We start from the raw sequence: 26,926 nt of genomic DNA, 5'->3' as shown, positions 1-26,926 counted from the left end.
CGCCTATGAGCGAGGACTGCATCTTCTGTAGCATTGTCGCCGGCGACATCCCCGGTCGAACCGTCTACGAGGACGACACCGTGCTGGCGTTTCTGGACGCCAATCCGCTGTCGCCGGGCCACACGCTCGTCATCCCGAAGGCCCACCACGAGCGGCTGAACGACACGCCCGCCGACGTGGCCGCGGAGGTGCTGTCGACCATGCACGAACTCGTCCCCGCCGTCGAGGCGGCCGTCGACGCCCCCGCCAGCACGGTCGCGTTCAACAACGGCGAGGTGGCCGGCCAGGAGGTTCCCCACGTCCACGGGCACATCATCCCGCGGTTCGATGACGACGGTGGCCGGCCGATCCACGCGCTGGTCACTGACCGCCCCGAGCTCTCTGATGACGAACTGGACGCCATCGAGTCGGACATCGTCGCTGAGCAGAAATAATATTCCATATCTTTTTACCGAAAGATAGTCCAACAGCGACGCATGGGGGTTTCGACGCTCGCGTTCGTTGGGTGTACCGGTGGGGCTGGCACGACCAGATTGGCAGTCGAGACGGCGGCGACGCTGGCCCGAGGTGGGCGGTCCGTCGCTGTCGTCGACGCGGCCTTCGGCACGCAGGGGCTGGCGACTTACGTAGAGGGCCGACTCGACGCCGACGTGACCGCGGTAGCCGTCGGCGACGCGCCGGTCGACGACGCGCTGTTCGAGTGGGACATCGACGCCGAGGGACGGGTCGCGCTCTGTCCGGCCCACGCGCCGTTCGAGCGTCTCGCTCGCGCGAAGACCGCCGAGGCGGCACAGACGGTCGAACGGGCCATCGAGGAAGTGGCTGGACGGTTCGACCACGTGTTACTCGACGTGCCGCCGGTTGCGGCGAACCAGGCCGTCGCCGCTGCCACGACAGTACAGCGGCGGGCGCTCGTCGTGCCGGCCAGCCAGCGCGGCAGCGACCTGCTTCCGAGACAGCAGGGGCGACTGCGAGACATCGGTGCGCCGGCCTCTGCCGTCGTCGCGACGCGTGTCCACGGCGAGGACGGCGAGGCTATCGACGACGCGGCACACACGGTTCCACACATCGGCCCGGGGGAGCCCAGACCGCTCGCGACGGCCCCCGATACCGATGTCGCGCCGACCGTCGCCGCGATGGCCGAGGACTTGCTCGATGTCGACCTCGGTCTGACCTTCGAGGACGACGGCCTGTTCTCCCGCTAGGGAAGCGGGAGGACGACGACAGGACGGTCGACTCGGGTCAGAATCGCCTGGGCCGTCGACCCGACGCCGTCGCTGTCGTCGGTCCCGCGGTGCGGCCCGATGAGGATTTCGTCCGGGTCTTGCTCGTCGACGGCGGCCTGTATCTGGGTCACAGGCTCTCCTTCCCGCAGATCCGTTGTGGGCACGAAAGACGCGAGCCGGGAGCGGGCGACGTTGACGGCGTCACCTGCGTCACGCGACGGAGCCTCGGGGTCGCGGACGGCGACCACGACGATATCGTCGTCGCCTGCCGGATCGAGTCGGTCCTGCAGGTAGTCAGCGGCGGCCGCGGTGACGTGGACGGAGCTGGTCGCGAGCAGAAACGTCGTCATGGGCGACTGTGTGGCGCGGTCCGGCTTCGGGTTTTCGCTCGCCTCAGACAGCCGCCAGCAAGAGCTGGATGGCCTTGGGTATCATGACGCCGACGATGAGCTGGGTCCACATCGTGAACGTCGCCGGATACTCCTTCGTCCCGGTGACGAACTCGACCTGCTTGCGGTAGCGGCGGTACTCCGCCGGCGGGTTCAACGCGTCGAACGACTGGATGTCCCACGGCGCGTCGACCTGTTCCCTGGCCCGCCGGTCGAGATCGTAGAGACGCTCGCGCTTCTGTCGGGCCATGTGCTGGTGGAGGACGTAGATGCCGTAGGCCATGATGCCGACCGAGAGTATCCAGACAGCTGTGAACGCGGCGTTGACCGCCAGACCGGGCGCATCCAGCGCGCTGTAGCCGAGGGCACCGCTGAGGATGTGCGGCCCGTACGTCGCGATCGCGTACGCGACGAGCCCGACCATCAAGTAGTAGTACGCCAGTTTGACCAGTTCGCCGATGGGGCGCATTCCGCCGAGTTGCTCCGGATCGAGATAGTCAAGTTCGACATCCGTGGCCGCGATTCGCCGCGGCAGCACCACCTCGACGGCGACATACGTCGCGAGGAACGTCGCCAGGACCGGGACGTATCCGAACGGCGTCACGACGAGGAAGCGAAACACCCGCGTCGCGCCGCCGGCGGCATAGAGCTGTGGAATCGTGAGAATGACAACGGCGTTGACCAGTGTGAACCCCGTGCCGAGCCCGACCAGCAGCCAGACGAGCCGGTCCGGAACGAGCCCGTCGAACCGTTCCGCGTTCTCGACGCGTTCCTCGATATTGCTCCGGGTGAGCGCCCTGTCGTAGCGCCGGTACAGCGATTCAGTCCCGAGCGCGGCGCCGAGCAACACCAGCGGCCTGATGAGCCACAGCGGGTTCTGGACGAAGGTCAACACCTGGCCCGTCAGCAGGCGATACCCCTGCAATCCCACCAGCTCCACGGCGATAACGGCGACGGCGAACCACACGAGCGGTCCCCAGGTGGTCGGTGTCCTGTTCGAGGCGTCGCTGTCGAGGGTCAAGCGACCGACCAGCCTGGCAATCAGAGGTCGGCCGGCACGCGGATGCTGCCCTGAATGGTCACCGTTGGACATACGTCGACTGTCACGCTGAACGTCTAATCAAAGTGACGGCGAACCGCACTTTCCAGTCCCCGTCTTGTGGTACATCCTATACAGATAGCGGGAGGACCACGGCCGTCGTATGCACGTAGCGGACGAACATTCAACGGCAGATCCCCTCCTGTCGGTATGTCCAGTTCGCACCCCGGCGGCTCCTCCCAGTTCGTCTGCCCGTTCTGCGAGCGGACCTTCGACCGGTCGCAGACGGCGTGTGACAACTGCGACAGCACGGTCGTCGTGTCGCTGGAGAGCCACTCAGTGTACAACAGCATCCTTCCGATGTGTAAGCGGTAGGACGGGAGGGCGTGACCCACCGGCCGTCTGTCGCCGGCACCGACGGGCTTACATACAGCCCAGCCAGTACCCGAGAGCGTGCGCGTCGAGAACAGTTTCATCGGCACCGACGGCGTCGGAGAGAAGACCGAGCAGTCCATCTGGGAGCAGGGCGTGACCCACTGGGACGAGTTCGAACCGTCAGTCGTCGGCGGGCAACGCGGCGACCGGATCCAGCAGTTCATCGACGAGGGACGGGACCGGGTCGCCGAGACAGACGTCACCTACTTCGATCATGCGTTCCCGAACAGCGAACGCTGGCGGCTGTACGAGACCTTCCGCGAGCGAGCCTGCTTTTTCGACATCGAGACGACAGGGCTAGACCAGGACCGCAATCAGGTGACGACGGTGAGCCTCCATCAGAACGGGGAGACACAGACGCTCGTCGCCGGTGACGACCTGACCGCCGAGAACCTCCGGGCCGCGTTCGACGGCGCGGACCTGCTAGTGACGTTCAACGGCAAGCGCTTCGACGTGCCGTTCCTCGAAGCGAACTTCGACGTCGACCTCGACCGGCCGCATCTGGACCTGATGTACACCTGCAAGAAAATCGGGCTCTCCGGCGGCCTCAAACAGGTCGAGAAGGACATCGGCATCGAACGGGACCGACCGGACATCTCGGGTCGGGACGCAGTGCGGCTCTGGCGGGAACACGAGCAGGGCCGCGACGGCGCACTCGAAACGCTGGTGTCGTACAACCGCGAGGACACGGTAAACCTCAAGGCGTTGGCCGAGACCACAACAGAGCGGCTTGACGAGCGTGTTTTCGTCGGCTGAGTTCGAGGGCGGCAACCGTCAGCATACCCCCTTTGTTTCGTGTGGAGCGGGCCCGTGTGACAGAGTCCCGTCACATCCCAGTGGGGCTGAAAACGGCGGCTATCGGCTCCAGAAGGGCGTATGTCCGTGCCCGAGGACGATAGCGACGACGTGCCACGCGAGGAGTTGCATAAACAGTGCCGTGTCCTGTCCGGTTCCGACGCCGTAGAGCGACGGGAGATACAGCAGGGGCAGCAGTACCGCTCCCCAGAACGCGAACGGTCGGATACCGGCGAGTGTCACGGTCCAGAGCCCGCGGACCGCGAACGCGAGGGCGTGAAGGTATCGGCCGGTGTCTGTCGGTCGCAGGCTGTCGGTGTCGCTCCGGTGTGGTAGCGGCGGGCTATCGCTGCTCGATGACCCCACCGTCACTCACCCTGTCTGGCCTCGGTATCATTGGTCGAAACAACGGTATACCGCACCTAATCGGTGGTTACTACACATATAGAAGCCCACATCAACGGATCTATGTGTATTCACGGACCCGCGTACTGTCATCTCTGTCCAGTGGGCGATCACACCGGATTCACGGCGTCCGCACAGTCCGGGCACTCGGCGAGCATTCGGGGCCAGTCGCCGGCCGTGTCGTACGCGATGACGAGATTCGCCGCGGGGATCGTCACGTCGCAGACCGGACACCTCCCGAGCGGTGGGTCGGCCGTCTCTATGTCACTGTCCCACATGCGCTGGGCTACGCATCCAGTACATATTGTTACCAGGCTCCTACGAGATGGGGCGGCAGCCTTACGTGTCGTCGCCGTCCCGCGGCGGCCGCTTCGATAGTCGGTCGAACCGGCGCTGCGCCTCACTCGCCCGGTCAGCGGTTTCGTCGGGGTCGTGCGTGACAGTCACAAGCGCCGAGTCCTCGACGGTGATTTCCAGGACTGTGTCGGCCGTCCGTACTTCGGCCGGCAGTTCAGTTGCCTCGATTTCGAGGGCTGACAGCCCGTCTTCGGTGTCGATTTCCAGCGTGGCGGTCCCGTCCTCGATCCGGTCGACGACGGCGGTGTAGGTTCCATCTAGCATTAGTAACTCCGTTCCAGTACGGTCTCGTTGTCGGCGTCGGTCACAGTCACGGTGTCGCCGCCGTTGTTCCATATGGGACGCCCCGACCCCCAGTAAAGGTCGGTGTCCGTATCGGTGCCGCTCCCGGTGTGGAGGGTCACGGTCGCGTCCGGTTCGAGCGTGAATCCGTCGGGGACGGTGTAGCTGTGACCGGCTTCGTCGGCGACCGTCCAGCCGCCCATCGCCAGCGGCTCCGCGCCCGCGTTCCGGAACACGACGTACTCGTCGTTGAGGTTGTCCCGGTCGTCGCCCGCCGCGTCGGCGCGGACCCGGTCGATGACGAGGTCGCCGCTCGTGTTCTCGGTGGGCGTTCCGCCGTCGGTCGCTGCCGGCGTGTCGGTTGCGACCGGTGTGTCGGTCCGCGGGGACGAGCGGGCAAGGTAGGTCGCTCGCGGCTGGACCGGGTCGGTCGTGCCCGGCGGGATCGGGTCTCCGGACCGCAGTGACAGCGGTTCGGTCGGCGCTTCTCGTTGCGTGCTGACGGTCACGGCAGTCCCGTTGCTGATCAGCACAGTGTCGCCGTGGGTGGCGGTCCAGTAGGTCGGAATCGACCGCGCCGTGAGCCGTTCGAGCGTCTCGTTGCTCGGGTGGCCGTACCGCGAGTCGTAGGCGCTCGACACCACGACGGTCCGGGGTTCGGCGGTGTCCAGCAGCGGCCCGCTCGTGCTGGACGCGCTCCCGTGGTGGCCGGCTTTTAACACGGTGGACCTGAGTTCCGTCCCGTACGTCTCGACGAGGTACGCCTCCTGGTCGTCCTCCGCGTCGCCGGTGAAGAGAAAGCTCGTCTCGCCGTGTTCGATCCGGAGCACGATGCTGTTCTCGTTTCGGGCCTCGTTTTCGAGGTACGGCTCCGGCGGGCCGAGCACAGTCGTCTCGACGCCGGAAAACTGAATCCGGTCACCCTCGCGAGTCTCGTACAGCGTCACGTCGTGGGCTTCGACCGCGTCCAGGTATCGCTCGTAGGTCTGCGTGCTCGCGGCGATTCCGGGGTCGTACACCGCGCCAATGCCGTTCTCCTCGGTCTCGTAGTGCCTGATAACGGCCGCATTACCGCCGATGTGGTCGGCGTCGTTGTGCGAGACGACGAAGTGGTCGATACGGTCGATTCCCTGTCGGTCGAGGTACTGCAGGACGTACTCGCCGTCGTCGGTGAAGTCCCCGGAGTCGATGAGCATGGTCTGGTTGTCGGGGCTGACCAACAGGGTCGCCACCGACTGGCCGACGTTGATGAAGTGGACCTCAAGCGTGCCGTTCGGTGCGCCCGAGGAACCGGCGTCCGGTGTTGCAGCCGGCGGGGTCGCCGTCTCCGTGGCGGTCGATATGTCCGCACCACCGTCGACGCCGTTGGCCGTGAGTCCGCCACAGCCGGCAAGCACCAGCAGCGCCGCAACGACCAGGGATTCGAGCCCGCGACTCCGTTCCATCCCGTTAGCCTACGCATCCGAGTTATTTGGTAGCAGTTACCAACTACGTGCCATCGGGAGTCGCATGACACAGCTATCCCGGTAGAGCGGAGCCGTTCAGTAGTTCGCGGCCTCTGGCGACTGGGGCGAGTTCGTCGGCCGCAGCAGGTGGACACGTCCGGAGAGGAACCCTACCAGAAGGCCGGTGAAGTGTGCGATGAGCGCGACGCCGGGATTCGCGGTCGCGAGCGTGATCGCGGCGGCGACGATGCCGGCCAGTACCAACTGGACGCGCGGGGCGAGTTCGAACCCCCCGATGACGGTATCGGTCAGGCGGTTGGCGGCGAGTAGATAGCCGAAGAGGGCAAACACCGCGCCGCTGGCACCGAGGACAGAGACGTGGCTGACCATCCCAGGAACGAGCGGGCCGAGGATGCTGGTTACGGAAACCTGTGAGACGCCCGCCAGCGCACCGGTCGAGACGAAGAAGGCGTGAAACCGGAGCGGCGTCGTCCGGCGTTCGAGAACGACGCCAGCGAGGGCCACCCCGGCGGCGTTTGCGAGGAGATGCGAGGGGCCGGCGTGGGCGTACACACTGGTGACAATCGTCCAGGGGCGGCTGAACAGCGGAGGCGAGAGGGCAAACAGGCCCCGTGGAGCGGTCACCACGCCAGCGATCTGCTGGGCGAGGAACACGCCGACAATGACGGCCAGCGTGACCACGGTTGGGCTTTCACGCAGCGGCTTCATTGGACCGATATTGTCGCCCGCAATACAAGAAACGCTCGGACGCCCACGTCGTTTCAGAACGCATAGGTGGCGTCGTCGCGTCCACTCGTGTATGTCCGAACTGAGCGAGACGCTCGCCGCGGCGTTCGCCGACGAGACCGACGAGGAGGTCGCACAGACAGCCGCCGACAACATCGCCGCCTTCGCCGAAGAGTACGACGAGGACCTGACGAGCGACCGCGTCACCGACCTGCTCGCCGACGCGCCCTACGACGGGTTCGACCGCCGGTTCAACTGGGTCGTCGGCGAACTCGCCGCCGAAAACGAGGACTGCACCGATTCCCGGGAGTTCCGCATCGACGGGTTCGGCGACCTCGCGGCCGACCCCGATATCGGGACCTGAGCGGGCGCATGCCTGGCGGCACCTACACGCTGGTGCTCGAACGGGACGCCGGCGGGCCGATTACGGTCGGTGCGCTGGGCGAACTCGAATTCCCGGCAGGCTGGTATGCCTACACCGGGAGCGCGCTGGGTAGCGGCGGCTTCGGCCGTATCGACCGCCACCGCGCCGTCGCCGCCGGCGACAACGACACCCGCCACTGGCACATCGACTACCTGCTCGGCGACGCGGCGACGACCGTCGAGCGGGTCGTCACGACCGAGGCCGACATCGAATGTGCCGTCGCCCGGCGGATCGACGGACCGACAGCTGAGGGATTCGGCCGCGTCGACGACTTCGGCTGTTCTGACTGTGACTGCCGCTCGCACCTGATACACCACGAACAGCGGGACCGGCTACTTGAGGCAGTGACCGACGCCCACGAGGCCGCAGAAGACGAATCCGCAGCCGCGACCGAGTAGTCAGGAGATGTGAATCGCGGGCTTGTTCGGCCGCGCTTTAGCCGACAGATCGTCGTCAGGTGCGGCCCGCCGGACGACCACGTCGCAGTCGAACTCGTCCTCGAACAGCCAGGCGGCCTGCCGGAGCGTGTCGAGTTCGCGCGTGCCGTCGATGATCGGTTCGAGTCCCGCCCCGCGGTCGGCCAGTCGGTCGGCGAAGTCGGCAGCGTCGTCGCCGTGCCGTTTGATCTCCTCGTCGGTCATGATCTCGCCGACGATGGCGTCGTCGGGATCGGACTCGCGGGCGATCTCGTAGGCCCGGTACTTCCAGTCGGCGGCGACGACGAGTTCGATCTCGTTCGGGGCCTCGATGTCGACGACCTCCGTGATCTCGCGCACGTCGTCGAGGGTCCGGCGGACGACCTGGCGCTCGATGCGGTAGTCCTCCACGTCCCGCAGCGGTTCGGGCCAACGGCTCTCGGCGACGAGGCCGCCCTCGTCGAGTAGCTGCCACATCTCCTCGGCGAGGAACGGCGCGATGGGCGCGACCAGCGCGGCAAGCACCCGCAGGCCGCGGCCGTAGGCGAACTGGTAGGGGTCGTCGTAGCTGGCGTAGCGCCCCAGAAGGCGGGCAAAGCGCTGGAGTTCGCTGACGACGCGGTGGAAGCGGAAGCGGTTGTACTCCTCGGTGACGGCCGCGATGGTCCGGTCGATCTCCCGCTCCAGATAGGCGTCGTGGTCGGTGCTCTCGGTCCGGGTCTCGGTCCGGTCGGTGTACTCCGTGACCAGCCGGTACAGCGTCTGCTGGAACTCATACGCCGTCGAGACGTCCTTGACGGTCCACTCGAAGTCCTGTGATGGGTGGGCCGCCGAGAGAACGAACAGCCGCGTCGTCTCGGCCCCGTACTCGTGGGGTGCGATGTCGTTGCCCTTCGACTTGGACATCTTCTCGCCGCTGTGGAGCACCGTCCCCTGATTGATGAGTCGCTCGACCGGTTCCTCGCGGTCCAGCAGGCCGATATCCGACAGGGCACGAGTGAAGAAGCGAATATAGAGGAGGTGGAGCACGGCGTGTTCCTCGCCGCCGACGTACACGTCGACCGGGAGCCACTCGTCGGCCGTTTCCTGGTCGAACGGTGCGTCTTCGAAGTGTGGCGACAGATAGCGCAGGAAGTACCACGAGGAGTCGACGAACGTGTCCATCGTGTCCGTCTCCCGCACCGCGTCGGCCCCACAGTCCGGGCAGGTCGTCTGCTTCCACTCCTCGGCCGCATCAAGTGGGTTCCCGGTCGTCTGGACGTAATCGGGCAGTTCCACCGGCAGGTCCTCCTCGGGAACCGGGACGTGGCCGCAGTCGTCGCAGTGGACGATGGGGATCGGCGTCCCCCAGTAGCGCTGCCGGGAGATGAGCCAGTCCCGCAGGCGGTAGGTCACCGCGGATTCGGCGGCCTCGTGCTCGCGCAGGCGCTCGCGGGCAGCGGAGCTGGCGAGGCCGTCGTACTCGCCGCTGTTCGTCAGCATTCCGTCGTCGGTGTAGGGCGCGTGTGGCAGGTCCGTCCCGCTGCCGTCGACCGGTTCGACGGCTTGCTCGACGGGGAGGTCCTGTTCCGCGGCGAAGGCATGGTCCTGCTCGTTGTGGGCCGGCACGCCCATGACCGCGCCCGTGCCCACGTCGTCCAGTACGTACGCCGCGACGTAGACGGGCAGGGCCTCGCCGGTGTAGGGGTGGGTCGCAGTGATGCCCGTCTCCACGCCGCTCATCCCGGCGTCGTCCGTGCTCGCTACCGACTCTACGTATTCGGCCACGGCGTCGTCCTCGTCGGCCAGTCCTCGGGCGAGGTCGTGTCCCGGCGACAGCGCCAGATACGTCGCGCCGTAGGCCGTGTCGAGTCGCGTCGTGAACGCCTCGACGGTTTCGTGACCGTCGTGGTCGACCTCGAAGGTGACCCGCGCGCCCTCCTGGCGGCCGATCCAGTTTCGCTGGCTGTCCCGGACGCCGTCGGGCCACCCCTCCAGGTCGTCCAGCCCGTGATACAACTCCTCCGCGTAGTCGGTGATGGCGAAGAACCACTGGTCGAGGTCCCGTTGCTCGACGCCGGTCCCGCAACGCCAGCAGACGCCGCCACCGTGGGTGTGGCTGTGGTCGGCTTCGGTGGTCGTCTCGCCCGCATCCGCCGTCAGATCCGGCGGCGTTTCGACCTGTGCGTCTGCCAGCACCGTCTCACAGTCCGGACACCAGTTCACCGTCGCCGCGCCGTAATCGACCAGCCCCTCCTCGTAGAACTGGGTGAACAGCCACTGGTTCCACTGGTAGTATTCGGGATCGCAGGTGGTGATCTCCCGGGACCAGTCGTAGCCAAAGCCCATCTCCCGGAGGTCGTCTCGCATCTGGTCGATACACGTCCGGGTCCAGGACTCGGGGTCGGTGTCTCGTTCGTAGGCCGCGTTCTCCGCCGGCAGGCCGAACGCGTCCCACCCCATCGGGTGGAGTACCTCCTCGCCGGCCATCCGTCGGTACCGGGCGTACGCGTCGGTGATGGCGTAGTTCCGGATGTGTCCCATGTGCAACGAGCCGGAAGTGTAGGGGAACATCCCCAGCACGTACGTCGGGTCGTCGGCGTCGGTCGGGCACTCGAAGACGCCCTCCCGCTCCCAGGCCTGCTGCCAGTACTCCTGGACCCTCGCGTGGTCGTATCGGCGCGACATTTGCTACCTCGTCCTGTGCCTGCCGCGCACATGAGTGTTCGGCTAGGAGAGGTAGCTGATCGTGACGGGAGCGCCCTTGTGTACCGCCAGAAAGTCTCACCCAAAGCCGGTTGGACAATCCAGATTGGATGGGATTGAAAGGGGCCGCACTCTCAACGAACCTCGACGACGTAAGCACTGGATGAGCGACCAGAGGGAGCGAAGAAGCGCGCAGCGAGTCGCGGGAGTTGAGAGTGCGGGGGCTTTCTGACTGGTCGGACCGTCAATGGAAACTGCGGTCAGACAACAGCCACCAGTTCCTCGCTCATTCCTCGCCCGATTCGTAGTGCTCGCCGGCGGCTTCTGGCAGGCGGGTCTTGCCAACCAGGGCGAGGACGACGATGACGGCGACGAACGGGATAGTCTGGACCAGCGAGTCCGGGACGGCGATCACGTCGGCCGTCTGGAGGCGCAGTTGGACGGCGTCGAGGCCGGCAAACAGCGTGGTCGACAGCAGCGCGCCGACCGGATTGTAGTTGCCGAACAGATAGGCGACGATGGCGATGAACCCCTTGCCGTTGACCATCGTCGGGCCGTTGCCGGTGAACTGGCCGATGTTGATCGCCAGCGCGGCGCCGCCCATCCCCGAGAGCACACCGGAAAGCAGGACGGCGGCGTAGCGGACGCGGGACACGTCGACACCGGCGGTGTCGAGCGCCTTCGGATTCTCACCGGCGGCCCGGACCCAGCGGCCGAAGGTCGTGCGGTTCAGCACGTACCACGACGCCGCCACGGCGGCGAACATGATGTACACCGCGGGCGAGGCGTCGAACAGCGCGCCGAAGAAGGGGATGTCGGCCAGTCCCGGGATCGTTATCGTGTCGAAGGTGCCGACGCTGCTGGTGTTTGGCCCGCCGTAGAACACCTGCGAGGCGAACGGTGCGAGGCCGAGCGCGATGAGCCAGACGGCCAAGCCGGCGATGATCTGGTCGGCGCGGAACTCGATACAGACGGCGGCGAACACCCCCGCGAGCAGCGTCGAGGCGACGATCCCGACGAGGAAGCCGGCCCACAGCGAGCCGGTAGCGTCAGCCCCGAAGATGGCCGCGAAGGCCGAGATTATGAGCAGGCCTTCGAGCCCGATATTGATGATACCGCTCTTCTCGGCGAAGATGCCACCGAGGGCGGCCAGTACGATCGGGACCGAGAGCCGCAACGTCGAGGACAGCGTGGACTTCGAGGCCAACACCCAGAAGATCTGGCCGGGCGTCGACCCCGGCGCGAGCAGGCCGAAGCCGGCCAACACGACCAGCGTGAGGACTGCCACGCCGGCGATGAACAGCCGGCCCGAGGCCGAGTGGAGGCGGTCCATGGCGCTGTCGTTAGTCATCGGCACCACCTCCCGCGGTCACGGTGGCCTGTCTGTCGCTCTGTCCCCTTGCGAGCCGTCGGCCGATGATGCGGAAGAACTCCGGCATCGCGACGAACAGAATGATGAGCCCCCGGAGGACGCCGACGAGCTGTGGCGGCACGTCGGTGGCGAACGCCACCACGTTCGACCCGGACTTGAGAACGCCGAAGAGGAACGCGGCGAAGACAGCGCCGATGGGGTTGTTGCCGGCGAGGATAGAGACGGTGATCCCGTCGAAGCCGTAGCTCGGGATGCCGGTCTGGAACTTCCCGAGCGTCATCATCACGAACACGGCCCCGCCGATGCCGCCGAGCGCGCCCGACAGCGTCAGCGATGTCAGGATGGTCCAGGCGGAGTCGACGCCGCCGTACTCCGCGGCAGCAGGCTGAATGCCGGCGGTCCGGAGGTCGTAGCCGAAGGCCGTGTGTTCGAGGAGGTAGTAGACGCCGCCGACGAACACGAGCGCGAGCAACAGCGCGAGCAGCGAGAAGTCCGTCCGCGGGTCGAACAGGACCGAGGGGAACTGCCCTTCGATGGGCAGCGTGCGGGTCTGTGTCGCCTGGCTCGTCGGGTCGGCGAAGTGGTTCCGGACGAGATACAGCGTCACCCGCACGGCGACGAAGTTGAGCATGATGGTGGTGATGACCTCGTTTGCGTCGGCATACGCCTTCAGCGCGCCGGGAATCGCGCCGTAGAAGCCGCCACCGACCGCGCCGGCGAGCAGGCCAAGCGGAATAAACAGGACGAGCGCGAGCGTCCCCGAGACCAGCGAACCGGCCCACAGCACCGTCAGTGCGGCGGCCAGCGCACCGACGATGAGCTGGCCCTGTGTCCCGATGTTGAAGATACCCGCGCGGAACGCTAAGGCCACCGACAGGCCGGTGAACACCAGAATCGTCGTCTCCCGGAGCGTCGCTGCGAACTGCGCGTTTAGCGGCGACCAGCCGCCGGCGAAGGGGTCACCCAGCGCGCCGAGGAACAGCCGGTTGAACACGTAAAAGGGGTCGTAACACAGCGTCGTGGAGCCGAAGGTGAGCACCGGGGACCGACAGGTCGCCATCAGCCCCGCGACGGTGACGATGACCGTCCCGACGACGATAGAGAGTACCAGCGCCGAGAGGGCGATGAGAATCCGCTCGCCGACCGAGGTCTGCCCCAGTCTGATGAGTCGCTGTCGGTACTGTGACCAGCGGTCATCCGGGTCCGGCGTCGGCGGGTCGTCGCTTCCCGGCGGGTCGCCGTTTTGCGACGGGCTGTCGTCGCTCATCGGCGGCCCTCCCCGTCCGCCGCGATAGTCGGGACGGCGTCGGGTTGCTGCCCGGCCATCAACAGGCCGAGCTGTTCCTCGGTCACGCGCTCGGGGTCGACGATATCGATGAACTCGCCCTCGTAGATGACGGCGAGACGATCCGAGAGCGACTGGACCTCATCGAGGTTCGAGGAGATGAGCAACACGGCCCGGCCCGCCTCGCGGAGCGCGTTGATGCGGTCGTGGATGAATTCCATCGACCCCACGTCGACGCCGCGGGTGGGGTGGGAGGCGACGACGAGGCGCGGGTCCCGCGCGAACTCCCGGCCGACGACGAACTTCTGTTGGTTGCCCCCGGACAGCGATTTCGCGTGGGCGTCGGCGTCCGGCGGTCGGACGTCGTACTCCTCGATGATCTCCTCGGCGTGGTCGCGCGTATGGTCCCAGTCGATGCGCCCGTTCGAGGTGTAATCGGGCGCGTGCTGGCTGCCCAGCAGCCCGTTCTCGACGAGGTCGAAGTCCATCACCAGCCCCCGCTCCTGTCGGTCCTCGGGGATGTAGGCCATCCCAGCCTCAATGCGTTCCCGGCGGCTGTCGGTGGTCCGGTCGACGCCGTCGTACGTGATCGTCCCCTCGTCGGGCATCTGCAGCCCGGTGATCGCCTCGACCAGCTCCGACTGGCCGTTCCCGTCGACGCCGGCGATACCGAGCACTTCGCCGGCCCGGACGTCGAGCGAGATGCCATCGACCGCACGAACACCCCGGTCGTCCTCCACAACGAGGTCCTCCACATCGAGGACGGGCCGGCCCGGTTCGGCCGGTTCGCGGTCTACGTCCAGCAGCACCTCACGGCCGACCATCATCTCGGCCAGTTCCTCGCGGGTGATGTCGTCGGCCGGCACCGTCCCGACGTTTTTCCCCTCGCGCAGGACGGTGATCTCGTCGGCGGCTTCCATCGCCTCGCCGAGCTTGTGCGTGATGAAAATGATCGTCTTGCCCTGGTCGGTCAGCTCTTCGAGGACTCGAAAGAGGTCGTCGACTTCCTGTGGCGTGAGCACGGCCGTCGGTTCGTCCAGAATCAGGACGTCCGCGCCGCGATACAGGGCTTTGAGGATCTCGACGCGCTGCTGGACGCCGACGCCGACGTCTTCGATACGTGCGTCGGGGTCGACGTCGAAGCCGTACCGTTCGGACAGTTCGCGGACCTGTTGCCGGGACTGTTCGCGGTCGACAGTGAGCCCGAGCCACTTCCGGGGCTCGTTGCCCAGCGTGATGTTCTCGGTGACGGTCATCGGATCGACCAGCATGAAGTGCTGGTGGATCATGCCAACGCCTTCGTCGATAGCGTCGCGCGGCGAGTCGAACTGCTGGACCTCGCCGTGTACGTTGACCGTCCCCTCGGTGGGCTGGTAGAGCCCGTAGAGGACGTTCATCAGGGTGGTCTTGCCCGCACCGTTCTCGCCGAGCAGTGCGTGGACCGTCCCCTTCTCGACCGCCAGATCAACATCGTCGTTCGCGACGACCCCCGGGAACCGCTTCGTGATACCATCGAGGTGGACGGCCTGTTCCATACTCAGAGCGGTTAACTGCCCGTAGTTTTAACTTCACGGTTCCACACGTCTGGCAAAGATATGCGGTAACTGCGTGTGGCTGACACGGTGACCCGTCCTGGTGGACGTGCCGTCAGACGGATATTCGCTACCCCGGGGCCGAATTTTCGAAGGGGTTCCGTCCGACAGTATCAGGCGTTGTCGGGGTCAGTCGGCACGCTGATGTCGCCGTCGATGATGCTCTGGCGGACCTCGGACACCTCGTCTTTGACGTCCTGCGGGATCTCCGACCCGAGCTGCTGGCCGTACACCGCTTCGACACCGTTCTGTTCGAGACCGAGCGTGTTCACAGCGCCGCCCTCGAAGTTGTCGTTGGTTGTAGACTCGATTGCGGTGTAGACAGCGTTGTCGACGCGCTTGACCATGCTCGCGAGGATGACGTCGCTGAAGTTCTCTTTCGTGACCGACTGGTCGCGGTCGACGCCGATTGCGAAGCGCCCCGCCTCCTGGGCCGCCCGGAACACGCCGGTCCCGGTGTTGCCGGCCGCGTGGTAGACGATGTCCGCGCCGGATTCGTACATCGAGAGGGCCGCCTCCTGCCCGCCGGAGGGGTCGTTGAAATCGCCGACGTAGGCCGTCTGGATATCGATGTCCTCGTTCGCGTGCTTGACGCCGGCCTTGTAGCCGGCTTCGAAGCGCCCGATGAGGTCGCCCTCGACGCCGCCGACGAAGCCGACGTTCGTGGAGTCGCCCTGCGTGGAGCCGGCCCCGGCCGAGAAGTCCTGGCTGGACAGCCGAGCAGCCATCAGGCCAACGAGGAACGAGCCCTGGTGCTCGCCGAACACGTACGAACCGACGTTGTCCGCCTCGACGACGGAGTCGACGATCATGAAGTCCTGCTCCGGGTACTGTTCGGCGTTCTCCGTGAGGGCGTCGGCCTGCAGGAAGCCGATACAACAGACCAGATCGTAGTCCGGGTTCGACGACTGTGCGTACTGCTGCTGGAGGCTACCGAAGTCCTGGACCGCCTCTGGCTGGGACTCGTCGTATTCGATGTTCAGTTCGTCCGCTGCCCGGATAGCGCCGGTCTGGGCCTGGTCGTTGAACGACCCGTCGCCGAGTCCGCCCGTCGCGTACACCATGCCGATACGAGCGGCCGGGCCGCTGTCACCGTCGCCGCTGTCGCCGTCACCGCCGTCGCCGCCATCGCCGTCAGTGTCTCCACCGTCGCCGTCGCTGCCGTCACCGCCGTCGCCACCGAGGCACCCGGCTAACCCGATTGCGGTTGCGGTACCGACACTACTGATGAACGTGCGTCTCCGTTGTGACATGTCCCACCAGCGGTGTCGATAGGCGTTAAAGACTTCGGTGTCGCACATCGGCCACATCGGCGACAAACCGTGGCAAGGCGGAGTCAGCCGGACTCCGACACCGACGCCGCGGACATTTTATGTACTGGGTGTGAACGGCTGCCAATGACAGTCTGGTCGCGTTCACACAGCAGCAACTGGCAGGCCCTGGCGGGGCCCAGCACGCGGTGACCACCGTCGTCTTCTGGGCGCTGGTCGCCCTCGCGACGATCACCGGCCTGGTGACGGCCTGGACGCTCGGTGCGAACAGCAACTCACCGCCGTTCGCCCCGGCTATCGGCGCCAACGCCATCTCGACGATGCGCGCCGCCTTCCTGATCGGGATCCTCGCCGCGCTGGGCGCGCTGACCCAGGGCGGGAGCATCTCGGAGACGGTCGGCGCTGGCCTCATCGACGGCGTCGCCATCACGTCGCTCGCGGCCGTCGCCGGTCTGCTGACCGCGACGGGGTTCATGGCCTTCGGTATCTACTCCGGCTACCCCGTGCCGGCGGCGTTCGCGACGACCGGCGCGATGGTCGGCGTCGGTCTCTCGCTGGGCGGCCAGCCGGTTTTTGACACCTACCGCCGCATCATCACCTTCTGGCTGCTCGTCCCGCCTGTTTCCGGTGGCCTGGCCTACCTGACTGCGACGGTCCTCCGGCGGGACGACATCCCCGAGACGGTCGGGGTGCCGCTGCTCGCCGGCGTCGTCGGCGGGATCGTCGCCAACGTCCAGTTGAGCATCATCCCGTCGCCGGCCGGTACCGACCAGGGGTCGCTGGCCGGCTTCGCCGCGATGGTTACCGGCACGGATATCGCCGCCGTCGCCGCGACGCTGCTGGTCGCCACCGGGAGCTTCTACTACATCCGCCTGCAGACCCAGGCGTCCGTCGACAAGGGCATCAAGACCTTTCTGGTCGTTCTCGGCAGCGTCGTCGCCTTCTCCAGCGGCGGGAGCCAGGTCGGCCTCGCGACCGGGCCACTGGAGAACCTCTACCGCGCCGAACTGGGCCTGCCCGGGTTTGTGTTGCTGGCCCTCGGGGCGGTGGGCATCCTCGGCGGTGCGTGGATGGGCGCGCCCCGCCTGCTACAGGCGACCTCCCGCGAGTACGCGCAACTCGGCGTCCGCCGGTCCATCGCGGCGCTGGTCCCCGGCTTCATCATCGCGCAGGCCGCCATCGCGCTTGGCATCCCCATCTCGTTCAACAACATCATCATCTCCGGGGTCATCGGCGGCGGTCTGGCCGGCGGCTCCGCCGGCGTCTCCCGCCGGAAGATAGGCGTGACTGTCGGGTTCTGGCTCATCACGCTCGTCACCAGCGTCGTCATCGGCTACGGCGTGTATCAGGTGCTGGAGGCCGCCCTCGGCAGCCAGGCCTGATACGCAGCGGTGTCGCGATGTACCGGCCTCCACCGACCGCGAATGGTCTGCACAGGGTTTGAATGTCCTGCTGCAGGGGACGAACCCAGTCTGGAAGCCCCGACGGTTTGATTCGCACCCACGTGGCTTGATTCGCCAGCCGAGTTGGGCGGGAACGAAAGGGGCCGCTGGCTCGCGTTTATACAGTCGACTGAGCGGGCTACTATCCGAGCAGAGCGAGGATATCCCGGTCAGCGACCGCGAGCCAGCGGGGCTTTCTGGCTGTCTACGGTGTCCAGTACTCAGAAGTTGCGCTGATCACTCGGGATCAGTGGAAACCCGAAATAATCTACGACAATCCGTACGCGCCGCTACCGGACGACCGTCACTGTCACCGGCGCTTCGCTGACGACCGCCGTCGCAACGGTCCCCAGCAACCGCCGGGCGATCTCGTTTCGTGTCCCGCCGTGACCGCCCATCACCACCTGCTCGACGTCGGACTCCGCGACGTAGTCCAGAATCGTCTCCGCCGGATTACCGGTCTCGACTGCCGTCTCGACCTGTCGGCCGGCCTCGTCGGCCTGCCGTGATGCCCGATCGACGAGGTTCGCGGCCCGCTCGTCGGCCGCCTCCCGGCGGTCCGCGTCCGGTTCGAGCATCCCGCCTTCGCTCATCCCCGTATCGAGCGGCGCGACGACGTTCAGAACTGTAATCCGACAGTCGAACGTCTCCAGCGCGTACGCCAGCGCCTCGTCAGCCAGCGGTGACCCGTCCAGCGGGACGAGGACGTGCGTCGGTGCCATATGTTCTCTCTGGAAGGGAACTATAAGTAGCCAGTGGCGAGGCAAGCGGCCGGCAACCGCGCTCGGAATCGGTAATCACGGTTCTCTCGCTCACGGATTTGCTCGCCACAAAAATAGTCCATCCTGGATTCGAACCGGAGCCAGACGTGCTCGCTTCGCTGCGCGCGACTGGCGGGGTTCGAATCAGTAATTACGATTTCGCGGCTCGCGAGTTTGCTCGCCGCAGAAATAGTCCATCCTGGATTCGAACCAGGGTCGAAGCCCCCAGAAGGCTTCAGGATTGGCCTCTACCCCAATGGACTGTGCGCACTCTACAGTATCGGGTGCCCCTTTGTAAGCGTTGCGCGATTCATCGCCGCATGGCCTGTGCCACCAGCTCTCAAATGCTCGGCCTGATTCCACAGCAGGTGGCACCACGCGGCGCCGAACATCGACAGCGCTTTTTCGTGGTGCCGTGCACACTCGCGTATGTACGTCGGACGATTCGTCGTCGTCAGTCCCGAGGTCGGCGCGTACCGCGTCTCCTCGCGCTCGTTCCCCAACCGCCAGGCAGTACAGCGCGACGGCACGGTCACCGTCGAACCGACGCCGGACGCGCCGGAGACGGACAATCCCTACATCTCCTACAACGGCGTGCGCGTCACCGAGCGCGGCGCGGTCGTCGGGAACGGCTCGCACGTCGATCCCATCGCCGAAAAGCTCGAACTGGGCTATCCGGCGCGGGACGCCATCGCCGAGCCGCTCCTGTCGCTTGACTTCGAGAAGGACGACTACGACACGCCGCGGGTCGCCGGCATCGTCGGCGTCGACGCGGCGGACCCGACGACGAACGCCGACGGGCCGGGTGCAGTCATCGGCACCGTCCGCCGGGACGCGCTGCTCGTCGAGGAGGTCACCGAGCCGACGCTGGTGGCGACCTACGAGGAGAACAGTCCAACGGCGTTCGACCTGGCCGCGACCGACGCGGGCGAAGCGGCCCGCGAGGTGTACGACCACGAGTACGAACACGCCGTCTGTTCGGCCGGCGTCGCTGGGTCGGCGGACGAGTTCGACGTGGCAGTGTACAACGGGGAGTGAGCAACTGGCCGCAAGCACACAGCGGACACAAATACTGAGCCAGTACCGACACTCAAGACCCCACAGGGGGTAGACACTAGCAATGAGGCTCGGCATACTCTCTGATATCCACGGCAACCGGGTGGCGTTAGCGGCGGTGTTAGCGGACATGCCGGCGGTCGACGGACTGATCTGTGCGGGCGACGTGGTCGGCTACAACCCCTGGCACGGTGACTGTGTCGACGCGATGCGCGGGCACGCCGACGCGCTCCCGGACGACGTTCCCTGGCCGACCGAGGAAGTCCCGACGGTGATGGGCAACCACGACAGAGCCGTCGCTGTCGAGACGCCGTTCGCGTTCAACGGAATGGCCCAGGCCGGCGTCGAACACGCCACAGAACAGTTATCCGGCGAACAGATGGCGTGGCTGGCGGCGCTGCCCGACGAGCGCCGCGTGTGTGACGGCCGGGTGAAAGTTGTCCACGGCCATCCGGACGACCCGGACCACTACACGTTCCCCGAGGAGTTCGGCCCGGGCCTGCTGGGCGAGGAGGACGTGTTGGTGATGGGCCACACACACCAGCAACACCACGAGGTGTACGACGACGGGATCGTGATGAACCCCGGCAGCGTGGGCCAGCCCCGCGACAGGGACCACCGGGCCGCCTACGCCGTGCTCGACCTCGCTGACCTGGCTGTCGAGGAGCACCGCGTGGAATACGACACGAGCGCGGTGATCGACGCGGTTGAGGACGCCGGCCTCCCGCGGGAAATCGGTTTTCGGCTGACGCAGGGCCGGTAATGACACAGGTCGCAGGTCGCCCGCGCCGGCAGCCTGCAGATACTGCAGCGGGACGAGGGAATTTATGTCCGTGACCGCTACTATAGCGTGTGGATTCCCCATTCGAGGTCCTCGGAATCACGCCGGACGCCGACGACGGGGAGATCGTCGACGCGTACCGCGAGCGGGTGAAGGAGGCCCATCCGGACCAGGGCGGTTCGACGGCCGAGTTCCAGGCGGTGAAAACGGCCTACGAGCGGCTGCAGAACGGCTACGAGCCCGGCGACCCGCTGCCGGACGAGACGCCCGAATCCGAGCCCGAGGCCGAGGAGGCTCCACCGGAACCGGACGATCCACTGGTGGAGTTTCTCAACTTCGAGGTGCTTGAGGACCACGGCTGGGCGCTCGGCGACGAGGACCTGTTCGAGAAAGCCGCCGATGCGGGCCTGCGTTCGACCGACTTCGGCCGCTTCTACGTCGACCCGAACGACACGCTGCTGGAGGCGGCCGAGAAGAACGGCTTCGCGTGGCCCTTCGCCTGCCGCGGCGGCGCGTGTACGAACTGCGCGGTCGCGGTGGTCGAGGGCGAGATGCCGTCGCCGGCGAGTCACATCCTCCCGCCGGACCTCACCGAGAAGGGGATTCGGCTGTCCTGTATCGCCGCACCGATCTCTGCCGACGCGAAGATCGTCTACAATCTCAAACACCTCCCCGAAGTCAGCGAACTCCTGCTGCCCGCGAGCCGGTTCGAACAGGCCTCCTCGACCGATTAAAAACTCAGAACACGTCCTGGACGAGCGAGAGGGCCTGTTCGCGGTCCTCCCACGGGACGAACACGGAGACCGATGTCGCGGACGTAATCACGTCGTAGAGGTGGATGTGGGCGTCGGCAAGCGGTGCGACGACCTGGTGGGCCAGCGCCGACTGGCTCGGGTCGCCGCCGGTGACGCGGATGACGGCGATCTCGTCTTCGACGGTGACCGACGAGAGCGTCTCGTCGTCGACGATACGCGCGTGGAGCAGCGCCTCGGCCTCCTCGGCGTCGTCCTCGTCGACGTAGAACGTCAGCGAGTCCATCCCCGAGGAGTTGGCCTCGATGTTGATCTCCTCGTCCGCGATGGCGCTGGCGAGGTCTGCGAGGATACCCGGGCTGTTCCGGATGGCGCGGCCGGCGACGGTCACGCAGGCGATGGGCTGTTCCTGCAGGTCGATGAGGTTCTGGAACTCGCCCTCGATAGACGTGCCACCGGAGAGCAGATCGCCGTGCTGGTAGTGGACGACGCGAACCCCGAGGTCGCCGGTCTTGTACGACAGCGCCGACGGCGCGACCACCTCGGCCCCGCGGAACGACAGCGAACGGAGTTCGTCGACGGAGATCTTGCCGACGTTGCGAGCGCCCTCGACGACGCGGGGGTCCCCGGTCATGACGCCCTCGACGTCAGTGACGATGACGACCTCGTCGGCGTCCATGTAGTCGCCCATCATCACGGCACTCGTGTCGGAGCCGCCGCGGCCGAGCGTCGTCACGTTGCCCTGGTGGTCCTCGGCCAGGAAGCCGGTAATGACCGGGACGACGTCCTTGAGCTGGCCGGCCAGCGCGTGGGCGCGCTTCTGGGTCTCCTCGACGTCGACCTCGCCGTACTCGTCGGTGATGATCGGCCAGTCCTCGCTGCCGGGTTCGAGGAACACCGCATCGATGCCGCGGGCGGCGAGTGCGCCCTTGAGCATCCGGACGGAGGTCCGTTCGCCCATCGAGACGATCTCCGCGCGGTCGGCGGAGTCGGCGTCGTAGTTGATCTCTTCGAGCAGTTCGTCGGTCGTGTTGCCCATCGCCGAGGCGACGACCGCGACCTCGTGGCCCTGCTGGACGGCCGCGGCAATCGAGTCCGCGGCCCGGTTGATGCGGTCGCCGCTGCCGAGACTCGTCCCGCCGAACTTGGCGACTACGCGCATGCTACCACCGTGTCCGTGTGCATGTGAACCATTGCCCTCGCGTTAACCGTCGCTCGGGATAACTGTGTTCATCTGTGACCGCACCACACCGTCGACGGTGACCGGTCGATTCCGTCGTGTGAAGCCCTATCCTCGCGGAGGTGAGCGCAACCAGGGGCGTCCGGCTGCCGCCGACACACGGTTTATTTGCGTGGGGTTCCCACACACAGACATGAATATCCGTGACGCTGTCGAGGACGACGCCGAGCGACTGGCCGCCCTCGCCGACGGGCCGCCGGACGTGATGCGGAACCTCGTCCACGACCGCACCGTCCGCGTGGCCGAGGAGGACGACGACATTGTGGGCTTCGTGAGCTTCGACGCCGAGCGTGGGACCGTCCACGTGACCCAACTGGCCGGGTCGAGCGACGCCTGCGAGGAACTGCTTTCCGACCCTATCGAGTTCGCCCGCCGGGAACACATGTCTGTGGAGCTACTGCTTCCGGAAGACGAATCACAGGTCCAGGCCGCCGTCGAGGCGGTCGGGTTCACCTCCACCGGAACCGGCCCGCGGTTCGACGGACGGGAGACGACGCGCTATCGGTTAGAGCCCGAGCGCGCGGAACACTGAGCGCCGCGGACAGGATTGTGACGGGACCGCTACGGGTGGCTGGCACGGTCGCTCATCGCGGCGGCAGTTGGTCGAGGCCGCGGACGATACGTAACTCGTCGGGCGTGCCCTCGCCGGCGGTCTGCTCCTGCGTGAACGTCCCGTGATAGCCAAGCATGTGGCCCACGAGGCCGTTCTCGACAGTCGCAGTGACGTGGTACCGCTCGTCGCTTTCGTCGTAGCGGTCGCGCACCTCAACGTCGGCGGCCAGCGGCCCCGGCAGCGGGACGTACCGGTTACCCAGACGGGCCCACTGCCGGCCGCCGGCGACCACGAGCGCGCCGTCCTCGACCCGCGGGTGGAGTTCGCTGGCGATTCGGCCGTGGGTTCCCAGAAAGTCGAGCAGCCGCTCGGCCTCGGCGTCCCAGACGGTCAGCGAGTCGAACAGGCGAGTGGTGTCGCCGAAGTCGAACGCGCGGCGAGTCGTCATGGCCTCGTTCCCTCCGGCCGTCGTGTAGGCCACCGTCGTCACGGAGAACGGCACGCGCTCCCCGGATTCTGGAAACAGCATGTTCTGGGTCGTCATCGCGTACAGCGCCGGCAGGACCAGCGTTCCGCGGGTGATATCCATCTCGCCGCGGCCGACACAGACCGTCCCGTCGTCCGCCCCGAGGCTGTACCGGTCGCGGACCTTCGGATGGAGTTCGGCCGCGGCCTCACCCAGCGCCCGCTCGTAGACGCCCGTCACAGCGCCACCTGAGCCGGTGCTGTCGGGAATCCTCTGTCCGGAATCTGCCCCACCGCACGTACCACCGGTCTCTGTCTGGTCATTGCCTCGGCATTCCCGAGCCAGATAGATATGTCTGCTGGGCTGAAACGGCGAGTAGAGAACCCTTGAGCGCCGCGGTTACTCCTTCGAGCGGAGTTTGCGATACAGATACGCCAGGCCGAGCCCGCCGGCGACCAGCCCCGGGAGCAGCGGCGAGTCGGCGACCTTCGACGCCTGTCGCCGAACCGTCTCACCGACTGACGCCGGTTCCTCGATGAGCTCCAGCACGGCCTCGGTGCTGTTGGCGACCGGTTCCGGTTCGTTCCCGGCCTCGGCGGCCGCTTCGGGATCCTTGAGCAGGTGCCCCGTCGTCAGGCAGACGACCGACTCGTCCCCGCCGACGACGCCCTCGCGGCGGAGCTTCCGGAGGCCGGCGACGGAGGCGGCGGAAGCGGGCTCGACGCCGACGCCTTCCCCGGCGATGTCGCGCTGTGCTTCGGTGATTTCCTCGTCGGAGACGGCGACGGCGGTGCCGCCGGTCTCCCGGATACCCGGCAGCGCCTTCGGCGCGTTGACGGGGTTGCCGATGCGGATGGCGGTTGCACGGGTCTCGACGTCCTCCCAGCGGCGGGTGTCCTCGTAGCCGTTCTCGATGGCCTCGACCATCGGGGCGGCACCCTCCGCCTGGACGCCGGTGAGTTTGGGGACCTGGTCTTCGGTGATAGCGCCGGCCTTGACGAGTTCGCGGAAGCACTTGTACAGCGCGGCGGTGTTGCCGGCGTTGCCGACCGGCAGAACGATGCGGTCCGGGTACTCGCCGTGGTCGGCGTAGAACTCCTCCATGATCTCCAGCCCGATGGTCTTCTGGCCCTCCAGGCGGAAGGGGTTCAGCGAGTTCAGCAGGTAGGCCTCGCCGCGGGCCGCCAGATCCTGGACGATGTCGAGACACTGGTCGAAGTTGCCGTCGACTTCGAGGATGCGCGCGCGGTGGAGGCTCGCCTGTGCGATTTTGCCGGCCGCGACCTTCCCGGCGGGCAGAAGGACGAGCGTCTCCATGCCGCCGCGAGCGCCGTAGGCCGCCAGCGCGGCGGAGGTGTTGCCCGTCGAGGCACAGGCCAGTCGGTCGACGCCGACCTCCTGGGCGACTCGGACGCCGACGGTCATGCCGCGGTCCTTGAACGAGCCGGTGGGGTTCATCCCCTCGTGTTTCACGCGGAGCGCGTCGACGCCGATGTCGTCTTTCAGGCGCGGCATCTCGTGCAGCGGCGTGTCACCCTCGGGGAGCGTGACGCCCTCCTCGAAGGGCAGGGCGGCGTTGTACCGCCAAACGCCCGACCCATCGAATTCCTCGAAGGTCGGCAAGTCATCGTAGCGGACCTCAAGCAGGCCGTCGCAGTCGTCGCAGGTGTAGCGGATCGCGTCGAAGGGAGCGAACGTCTCACCACACTCGATACAGGCCAGCCAGACGCCGTCGTCGGCAACCGGCGGCACGTCGTCGGTGAGTTGTAGGTCAGCCATTGTCGGGACCATGCCCCCAGTGGGCAAAAGTCGGACGGTTGCCAGCCACACCGCCGGCGCTCACGGCGTGTCACTCGCTGGGACTGGCGTCGAACTCGTCGATGCGGTGATGGACCGCGGCGGTCCACTCGTCGAGTGTCTCGTGCATCAGTTCGCGGGCCTCCGACAGCGGTGTCGCGGTGTACTGGTACACGTGGCCGCCGCCGTCGAGCAACCGCCGTTTCCGCGTCGCGAGCCCCTTCTCGCGGAGCGTCGACAGCGACCGGTTGACGTTCGAGCGGTCCCGTCCAAGTTCGTCAGCGAGTTCCTCAACGGTGCTTGCAGGTGTCTCAAGCAGCGTCTGGTACGTCCGTACCTCGTGTTCCTGCACGCCGAACACGCAGGCCATCACGTCAGAGAGCGCCGGTTCGTCGTCGACCATGAGTTCGTGAAACTGGTCCGGAGACGGGTTGACAGACATACCCACCTGTATTGTTCCGACCCGCATAAACTGGGTCGTTACCTCAACCTCACCGCTTCGGATCCCACTCTTTCCGCACCCATGCAGTTCCGACCGGTCGGGAGAGCTACCGTGCAAACAGTTACCAATAATAGCAAAAGTGCGACCGTTTCAACTGGAACCGCCGGCTGTCGGGGCCACAGCAACAGCGATTACTGTGAGAGATGTTGACAAACTCATCGAAAAGGGTGCTGTTTCGGGTGGAGAAGTACCCTGATACGGATTAGGGGACACGGCCTGGCGGTCAGGTCGATCTGACTGTTGTGAATAATTTCAAAATCAAAAGCATTAATACTCACCCACTAATGTCATTTGAGAGAGAGGTAAGCGCATTTCTCTTCGTGGATTTCGAGCTACGGCGAGGATGCTAATACTTCCTAATCCTTGAAAACCAATGAATTACAGGAGTTTCGCCCATCTCAGTGCCGATACGCAGGAGTGGATCGTTGACTTACCAGACGATCTAGATCTGATTGTTGGGATACCCAGAAGCGGGATGTTAGTGTCGAATTTACTCTCGCTATATCTCAACCTCCCGATGACAGATATCGACGGCCTCCGGGAGGGGCGACTCCTCCAGACGGGAGAGCGATACGACGGTGAGTTCGACATCTCGGCGTTCTCGAAGATACTGGTCGTCGACGACACTGTCTACACCGGGAACGCAATGACCGACGCACAGTCGACGATTAACGGGTTTCAGCTGTCCGCTGACGTGTATTACGGCGCTGTGTACGTCGATAACGGTTCCGAGCGGTTCGTCGATACGTACGCACAGACCCTCGAATTCCCCCGGGTGTTCGAGTGGAACATGATGCACCACGACTTCCTCACGCAGTCCTGCGTCGACCTGGACGGCGTCCTCTGCCGTGACCCCACGCCGGAAGAGAACGACGACGGGGCGAAATACCGGGAGTTCATCGCGACTGTCGACCCGATCTGCGTGCCCTCGGTGACAATCGGGAAGATCGTCACCTGTCGGCTGGAGAAGTACCGCAGCGAAACCGCCGCCTGGCTCGACGAACACGGGATCGAGTACGACGAGCTGGTGATGATGCAGTATCCGGACAAGGAAACACGAATGGCCGCGGGCAACCACGGCGAGTACAAGGCCGAGGTGTACCAGTCCTCGGACGCAAAGCTATTCATCGAGAGTTCCCACTCCCAGGCGCGGACGATTGCCATGCAGACGAGCAAACCCGTCTACAGCAAGGAGCAAAACCGCATGCTCCAGCAGGGGTACCTGAACCGCGTCGCCAGAAACGGCCGGCTGTCTATCGAGGCCGTCAAATCCGACCCGCTCAGATACGTCGAACAGCTCCGGTCCGATCCCGTCGACTTCGTCAAGCGGGCCTCGTCGGTCTTTCTCTGACTCGCGGCGGTCGGCCGTCGCCGCGTCGTGAATCGCCGGGCCCAAACGCTAACCCCGAGA

Annotated in this window: 29 protein-coding genes; 12 read left to right on the top strand and 17 right to left on the bottom strand. The window is 66.1% G+C overall.

The genetic code is table 11. The features are described from left to right. Nucleotides 1-5: 5 nt before the first annotated feature. Both ACY9XZ_RS06575 and ACY9XZ_RS06570 read left to right on the top strand, forming a co-directional pair. Nucleotides 6-434: an HIT family protein gene (locus ACY9XZ_RS06575; RefSeq protein WP_463456254.1), complete on the top strand. Its 429-nt coding sequence runs from the start codon at nucleotides 6-8 to the stop codon at nucleotides 432-434. A gap of 42 nt (nucleotides 435-476) precedes the next feature. Next, complete coding sequence (locus tag ACY9XZ_RS06570; protein WP_463456253.1) at nucleotides 477-1,205, top strand: ParA family protein; 729 nt, start codon at nucleotides 477-479, stop codon at nucleotides 1,203-1,205. Here the strand turns inward: ACY9XZ_RS06570 and ACY9XZ_RS06565 are convergent. Both ACY9XZ_RS06565 and ACY9XZ_RS06560 read right to left on the bottom strand, forming a co-directional pair. Next, entirely contained in the window at nucleotides 1,202-1,576 is a 375-nt protein-coding gene (locus tag ACY9XZ_RS06565) for a universal stress protein (RefSeq protein WP_463456252.1), read from the bottom strand. The two genes, ACY9XZ_RS06570 and ACY9XZ_RS06565, sit on opposite strands and share 4 nt — an antisense overlap. A 43-nt stretch (nucleotides 1,577-1,619) precedes the next feature. Next, a complete protein-coding gene (locus tag ACY9XZ_RS06560) occupies nucleotides 1,620-2,708 on the bottom strand; it encodes a hypothetical protein (RefSeq protein WP_463456251.1) in 1,089 nt (362 codons plus the stop codon). A gap of 156 nt (nucleotides 2,709-2,864) precedes the next feature. Here ACY9XZ_RS06560 and ACY9XZ_RS06555 point away from each other — a divergent pair, with 156 nt between their 5' ends. Both ACY9XZ_RS06555 and ACY9XZ_RS06550 read left to right on the top strand, forming a co-directional pair. Continuing rightward, nucleotides 2,865-3,029 carry a hypothetical protein gene (locus tag ACY9XZ_RS06555; RefSeq protein ID WP_463456250.1) on the top strand — a complete coding sequence of 55 codons (165 nt, stop codon included), beginning with the start codon at nucleotides 2,865-2,867 and terminating at the stop codon, nucleotides 3,027-3,029. Between the two features lie 78 nt (nucleotides 3,030-3,107). After that, the gene (locus tag ACY9XZ_RS06550) at nucleotides 3,108-3,845 is read left to right on the top strand and encodes a ribonuclease H-like domain-containing protein (RefSeq protein ID WP_463456249.1); all 738 of its coding nucleotides are present in this window, start codon (nucleotides 3,108-3,110) and stop codon (nucleotides 3,843-3,845) included. Nucleotides 3,846-3,944: 99 nt separating this feature from the next. Here ACY9XZ_RS06550 and ACY9XZ_RS06545 read toward each other — a convergent pair whose 3' ends face one another. From ACY9XZ_RS06545 to ACY9XZ_RS06525, 5 genes are all read right to left on the bottom strand, one after another. Next, entirely contained in the window at nucleotides 3,945-4,250 is a 306-nt protein-coding gene (locus ACY9XZ_RS06545; protein ID WP_463456248.1) for a hypothetical protein, read from the bottom strand. Between the two features lie 149 nt (nucleotides 4,251-4,399). Then, on the bottom strand, nucleotides 4,400-4,567 hold the full coding sequence (locus ACY9XZ_RS06540; RefSeq protein ID WP_463456247.1) for a DUF7837 family putative zinc-binding protein: 168 nt from the start codon (nucleotides 4,565-4,567) through the stop codon (nucleotides 4,400-4,402). Nucleotides 4,568-4,628: 61 nt separating this feature from the next. After that, a complete protein-coding gene (locus ACY9XZ_RS06535) occupies nucleotides 4,629-4,910 on the bottom strand; it encodes a DUF3006 domain-containing protein (RefSeq protein WP_463456246.1) in 282 nt (93 codons plus the stop codon). Further along, a complete protein-coding gene (locus ACY9XZ_RS06530) occupies nucleotides 4,910-6,373 on the bottom strand; it encodes a lamin tail domain-containing protein (protein WP_463456245.1) in 1,464 nt (487 codons plus the stop codon). Before ACY9XZ_RS06530 ends, ACY9XZ_RS06535 begins: the two co-directional genes overlap by 1 nt. A 96-nt stretch (nucleotides 6,374-6,469) precedes the next feature. Further along, entirely contained in the window at nucleotides 6,470-7,102 is a 633-nt protein-coding gene (locus ACY9XZ_RS06525; RefSeq protein ID WP_463456244.1) for a rhomboid family intramembrane serine protease, read from the bottom strand. Nucleotides 7,103-7,193: 91 nt separating this feature from the next. Here ACY9XZ_RS06525 and ACY9XZ_RS06520 point away from each other — a divergent pair, with 91 nt between their 5' ends. Both ACY9XZ_RS06520 and ACY9XZ_RS06515 read left to right on the top strand, forming a co-directional pair. Next, on the top strand, nucleotides 7,194-7,484 hold the full coding sequence (locus ACY9XZ_RS06520; RefSeq protein ID WP_463456243.1) for a hypothetical protein: 291 nt from the start codon (nucleotides 7,194-7,196) through the stop codon (nucleotides 7,482-7,484). A gap of 8 nt (nucleotides 7,485-7,492) precedes the next feature. Beyond that, nucleotides 7,493-7,942, top strand: coding sequence for a GIY-YIG nuclease family protein (locus ACY9XZ_RS06515; RefSeq protein WP_463456242.1), 450 nt, complete (start codon nucleotides 7,493-7,495; stop codon nucleotides 7,940-7,942). On the opposite strand, the gene leuS is transcribed toward ACY9XZ_RS06515, so the two are convergent. From leuS to ACY9XZ_RS06490, 5 genes are all read right to left on the bottom strand, one after another. Next, complete coding sequence (gene leuS / locus ACY9XZ_RS06510; RefSeq protein ID WP_463456241.1) at nucleotides 7,943-10,627, bottom strand: leucine--tRNA ligase; 2,685 nt, start codon at nucleotides 10,625-10,627, stop codon at nucleotides 7,943-7,945. A gap of 304 nt (nucleotides 10,628-10,931) precedes the next feature. Further along, complete coding sequence (locus tag ACY9XZ_RS06505) at nucleotides 10,932-11,978, bottom strand: ABC transporter permease (protein ID WP_463456832.1); 1,047 nt, start codon at nucleotides 11,976-11,978, stop codon at nucleotides 10,932-10,934. 10 nt (nucleotides 11,979-11,988) lie between these two features. After that, nucleotides 11,989-13,284, bottom strand: a complete 1,296-nt coding sequence (locus ACY9XZ_RS06500; protein ID WP_463456240.1) for an ABC transporter permease — start codon at nucleotides 13,282-13,284, stop codon at nucleotides 11,989-11,991. Beyond that, nucleotides 13,281-14,837, bottom strand: coding sequence for an ABC transporter ATP-binding protein (locus ACY9XZ_RS06495; RefSeq protein WP_463456239.1), 1,557 nt, complete (start codon nucleotides 14,835-14,837; stop codon nucleotides 13,281-13,283). The genes ACY9XZ_RS06500 and ACY9XZ_RS06495 overlap by 4 nt, the downstream gene beginning before the upstream one ends. A 170-nt stretch (nucleotides 14,838-15,007) precedes the next feature. Then, a complete protein-coding gene (locus ACY9XZ_RS06490) occupies nucleotides 15,008-16,195 on the bottom strand; it encodes a BMP family lipoprotein (RefSeq protein WP_463456238.1) in 1,188 nt (395 codons plus the stop codon). 158 nt (nucleotides 16,196-16,353) lie between these two features. Between ACY9XZ_RS06490 and ACY9XZ_RS06485 the strand changes: the two genes are divergently transcribed. Then, nucleotides 16,354-17,547, top strand: a complete 1,194-nt coding sequence (locus ACY9XZ_RS06485) for an anion permease (RefSeq protein WP_463456237.1) — start codon at nucleotides 16,354-16,356, stop codon at nucleotides 17,545-17,547. 350 nt (nucleotides 17,548-17,897) lie between these two features. Here ACY9XZ_RS06485 and ACY9XZ_RS06480 read toward each other — a convergent pair whose 3' ends face one another. Continuing rightward, nucleotides 17,898-18,329, bottom strand: coding sequence for a universal stress protein (locus ACY9XZ_RS06480; RefSeq protein ID WP_463456236.1), 432 nt, complete (start codon nucleotides 18,327-18,329; stop codon nucleotides 17,898-17,900). A gap of 468 nt (nucleotides 18,330-18,797) precedes the next feature. Between ACY9XZ_RS06480 and ACY9XZ_RS06475 the strand changes: the two genes are divergently transcribed. The 3 genes from ACY9XZ_RS06475 to fer all read left to right on the top strand — a co-directional run bounded on the left by ACY9XZ_RS06475 (nucleotide 18,798) and on the right by fer (nucleotide 20,939). After that, complete coding sequence (locus tag ACY9XZ_RS06475) at nucleotides 18,798-19,406, top strand: IMP cyclohydrolase (RefSeq protein ID WP_463456235.1); 609 nt, start codon at nucleotides 18,798-18,800, stop codon at nucleotides 19,404-19,406. Nucleotides 19,407-19,488: 82 nt separating this feature from the next. Continuing rightward, complete coding sequence (locus tag ACY9XZ_RS06470; RefSeq protein ID WP_463456234.1) at nucleotides 19,489-20,187, top strand: metallophosphoesterase family protein; 699 nt, start codon at nucleotides 19,489-19,491, stop codon at nucleotides 20,185-20,187. An 89-nt stretch (nucleotides 20,188-20,276) separates the two neighbouring features. Beyond that, the gene (fer, locus tag ACY9XZ_RS06465; protein WP_463456233.1) at nucleotides 20,277-20,939 is read left to right on the top strand and encodes a ferredoxin Fer; all 663 of its coding nucleotides are present in this window, start codon (nucleotides 20,277-20,279) and stop codon (nucleotides 20,937-20,939) included. Between the two features lie 4 nt (nucleotides 20,940-20,943). Here the strand turns inward: fer and ACY9XZ_RS06460 are convergent, their stop codons facing one another. Next, nucleotides 20,944-22,119: an aspartate kinase gene (locus tag ACY9XZ_RS06460; protein ID WP_463456232.1), complete on the bottom strand. Its 1,176-nt coding sequence runs from the start codon at nucleotides 22,117-22,119 to the stop codon at nucleotides 20,944-20,946. 211 nt (nucleotides 22,120-22,330) lie between these two features. On the opposite strand from ACY9XZ_RS06460, the gene ACY9XZ_RS06455 reads away from it, so the two are divergent. Further along, nucleotides 22,331-22,729, top strand: coding sequence for a hypothetical protein (locus ACY9XZ_RS06455; protein ID WP_463456231.1), 399 nt, complete (start codon nucleotides 22,331-22,333; stop codon nucleotides 22,727-22,729). A gap of 52 nt (nucleotides 22,730-22,781) precedes the next feature. On the opposite strand, the gene ACY9XZ_RS06450 is transcribed toward ACY9XZ_RS06455, so the two are convergent. From ACY9XZ_RS06450 to ACY9XZ_RS06440, 3 genes are all read right to left on the bottom strand, one after another. Further along, a complete protein-coding gene (locus ACY9XZ_RS06450) occupies nucleotides 22,782-23,456 on the bottom strand; it encodes a DUF4166 domain-containing protein (protein ID WP_463456230.1) in 675 nt (224 codons plus the stop codon). Nucleotides 23,457-23,615: 159 nt separating this feature from the next. Next, on the bottom strand, nucleotides 23,616-25,007 hold the full coding sequence (gene thrC, locus ACY9XZ_RS06445) for a threonine synthase (RefSeq protein ID WP_463456229.1): 1,392 nt from the start codon (nucleotides 25,005-25,007) through the stop codon (nucleotides 23,616-23,618). A 58-nt stretch (nucleotides 25,008-25,065) separates the two neighbouring features. Next, nucleotides 25,066-25,455 (bottom strand): helix-turn-helix domain-containing protein, encoded by a 390-nt coding sequence (locus ACY9XZ_RS06440; RefSeq protein ID WP_463456228.1) that lies wholly within the window; start codon nucleotides 25,453-25,455, stop codon nucleotides 25,066-25,068. A 433-nt stretch (nucleotides 25,456-25,888) separates the two neighbouring features. Between ACY9XZ_RS06440 and ACY9XZ_RS06435 the strand changes: the two genes are divergently transcribed. Beyond that, a complete protein-coding gene (locus ACY9XZ_RS06435) occupies nucleotides 25,889-26,866 on the top strand; it encodes a phosphoribosyltransferase (protein WP_463456227.1) in 978 nt (325 codons plus the stop codon). Nucleotides 26,867-26,926: the final 60 nt, after the last annotated feature.

The organism is Haloarcula sp. HT12 (assembly GCF_055271655.1).
This window is presented reverse-complemented; position numbering and strand designations above follow the sequence as displayed.

Coding starts and splice junctions, on each gene's coding strand:
- ACY9XZ_RS06575 (WP_463456254.1), top strand. CDS start 6: ATGAGCGAGGACTGCATCTTCTGTAGCATTGTCGCCGGCGACATCCCC.
- ACY9XZ_RS06570 (WP_463456253.1), top strand. CDS start 477: ATGGGGGTTTCGACGCTCGCGTTCGTTGGGTGTACCGGTGGGGCTGGC.
- ACY9XZ_RS06565 (WP_463456252.1), bottom strand. CDS start 1,576: ATGACGACGTTTCTGCTCGCGACCAGCTCCGTCCACGTCACCGCGGCC.
- ACY9XZ_RS06560 (WP_463456251.1), bottom strand. CDS start 2,708: ATGTCCAACGGTGACCATTCAGGGCAGCATCCGCGTGCCGGCCGACCT.
- ACY9XZ_RS06555 (WP_463456250.1), top strand. CDS start 2,865: ATGTCCAGTTCGCACCCCGGCGGCTCCTCCCAGTTCGTCTGCCCGTTC.
- ACY9XZ_RS06540 (WP_463456247.1), bottom strand. CDS start 4,567: ATGTGGGACAGTGACATAGAGACGGCCGACCCACCGCTCGGGAGGTGT.
- ACY9XZ_RS06535 (WP_463456246.1), bottom strand. CDS start 4,910: ATGCTAGATGGAACCTACACCGCCGTCGTCGACCGGATCGAGGACGGG.
- ACY9XZ_RS06530 (WP_463456245.1), bottom strand. CDS start 6,373: ATGGAACGGAGTCGCGGGCTCGAATCCCTGGTCGTTGCGGCGCTGCTG.
- ACY9XZ_RS06525 (WP_463456244.1), bottom strand. CDS start 7,102: ATGAAGCCGCTGCGTGAAAGCCCAACCGTGGTCACGCTGGCCGTCATT.
- ACY9XZ_RS06520 (WP_463456243.1), top strand. CDS start 7,194: ATGTCCGAACTGAGCGAGACGCTCGCCGCGGCGTTCGCCGACGAGACC.
- ACY9XZ_RS06515 (WP_463456242.1), top strand. CDS start 7,493: ATGCCTGGCGGCACCTACACGCTGGTGCTCGAACGGGACGCCGGCGGG.
- leuS (WP_463456241.1), bottom strand. CDS start 10,627: ATGTCGCGCCGATACGACCACGCGAGGGTCCAGGAGTACTGGCAGCAG.
- ACY9XZ_RS06505 (WP_463456832.1), bottom strand. CDS start 11,978: ATGGACCGCCTCCACTCGGCCTCGGGCCGGCTGTTCATCGCCGGCGTG.
- ACY9XZ_RS06500 (WP_463456240.1), bottom strand. CDS start 13,284: ATGAGCGACGACAGCCCGTCGCAAAACGGCGACCCGCCGGGAAGCGAC.
- ACY9XZ_RS06495 (WP_463456239.1), bottom strand. CDS start 14,837: ATGGAACAGGCCGTCCACCTCGATGGTATCACGAAGCGGTTCCCGGGG.
- ACY9XZ_RS06490 (WP_463456238.1), bottom strand. CDS start 16,195: ATGTGCGACACCGAAGTCTTTAACGCCTATCGACACCGCTGGTGGGAC.
- ACY9XZ_RS06480 (WP_463456236.1), bottom strand. CDS start 18,329: ATGGCACCGACGCACGTCCTCGTCCCGCTGGACGGGTCACCGCTGGCT.
- ACY9XZ_RS06475 (WP_463456235.1), top strand. CDS start 18,798: ATGTACGTCGGACGATTCGTCGTCGTCAGTCCCGAGGTCGGCGCGTAC.
- ACY9XZ_RS06470 (WP_463456234.1), top strand. CDS start 19,489: ATGAGGCTCGGCATACTCTCTGATATCCACGGCAACCGGGTGGCGTTA.
- ACY9XZ_RS06460 (WP_463456232.1), bottom strand. CDS start 22,119: ATGCGCGTAGTCGCCAAGTTCGGCGGGACGAGTCTCGGCAGCGGCGAC.
- ACY9XZ_RS06455 (WP_463456231.1), top strand. CDS start 22,331: ATGAATATCCGTGACGCTGTCGAGGACGACGCCGAGCGACTGGCCGCC.
- thrC (WP_463456229.1), bottom strand. CDS start 25,007: ATGGTCCCGACAATGGCTGACCTACAACTCACCGACGACGTGCCGCCG.
- ACY9XZ_RS06440 (WP_463456228.1), bottom strand. CDS start 25,455: ATGTCTGTCAACCCGTCTCCGGACCAGTTTCACGAACTCATGGTCGAC.
- ACY9XZ_RS06435 (WP_463456227.1), top strand. CDS start 25,889: ATGAATTACAGGAGTTTCGCCCATCTCAGTGCCGATACGCAGGAGTGG.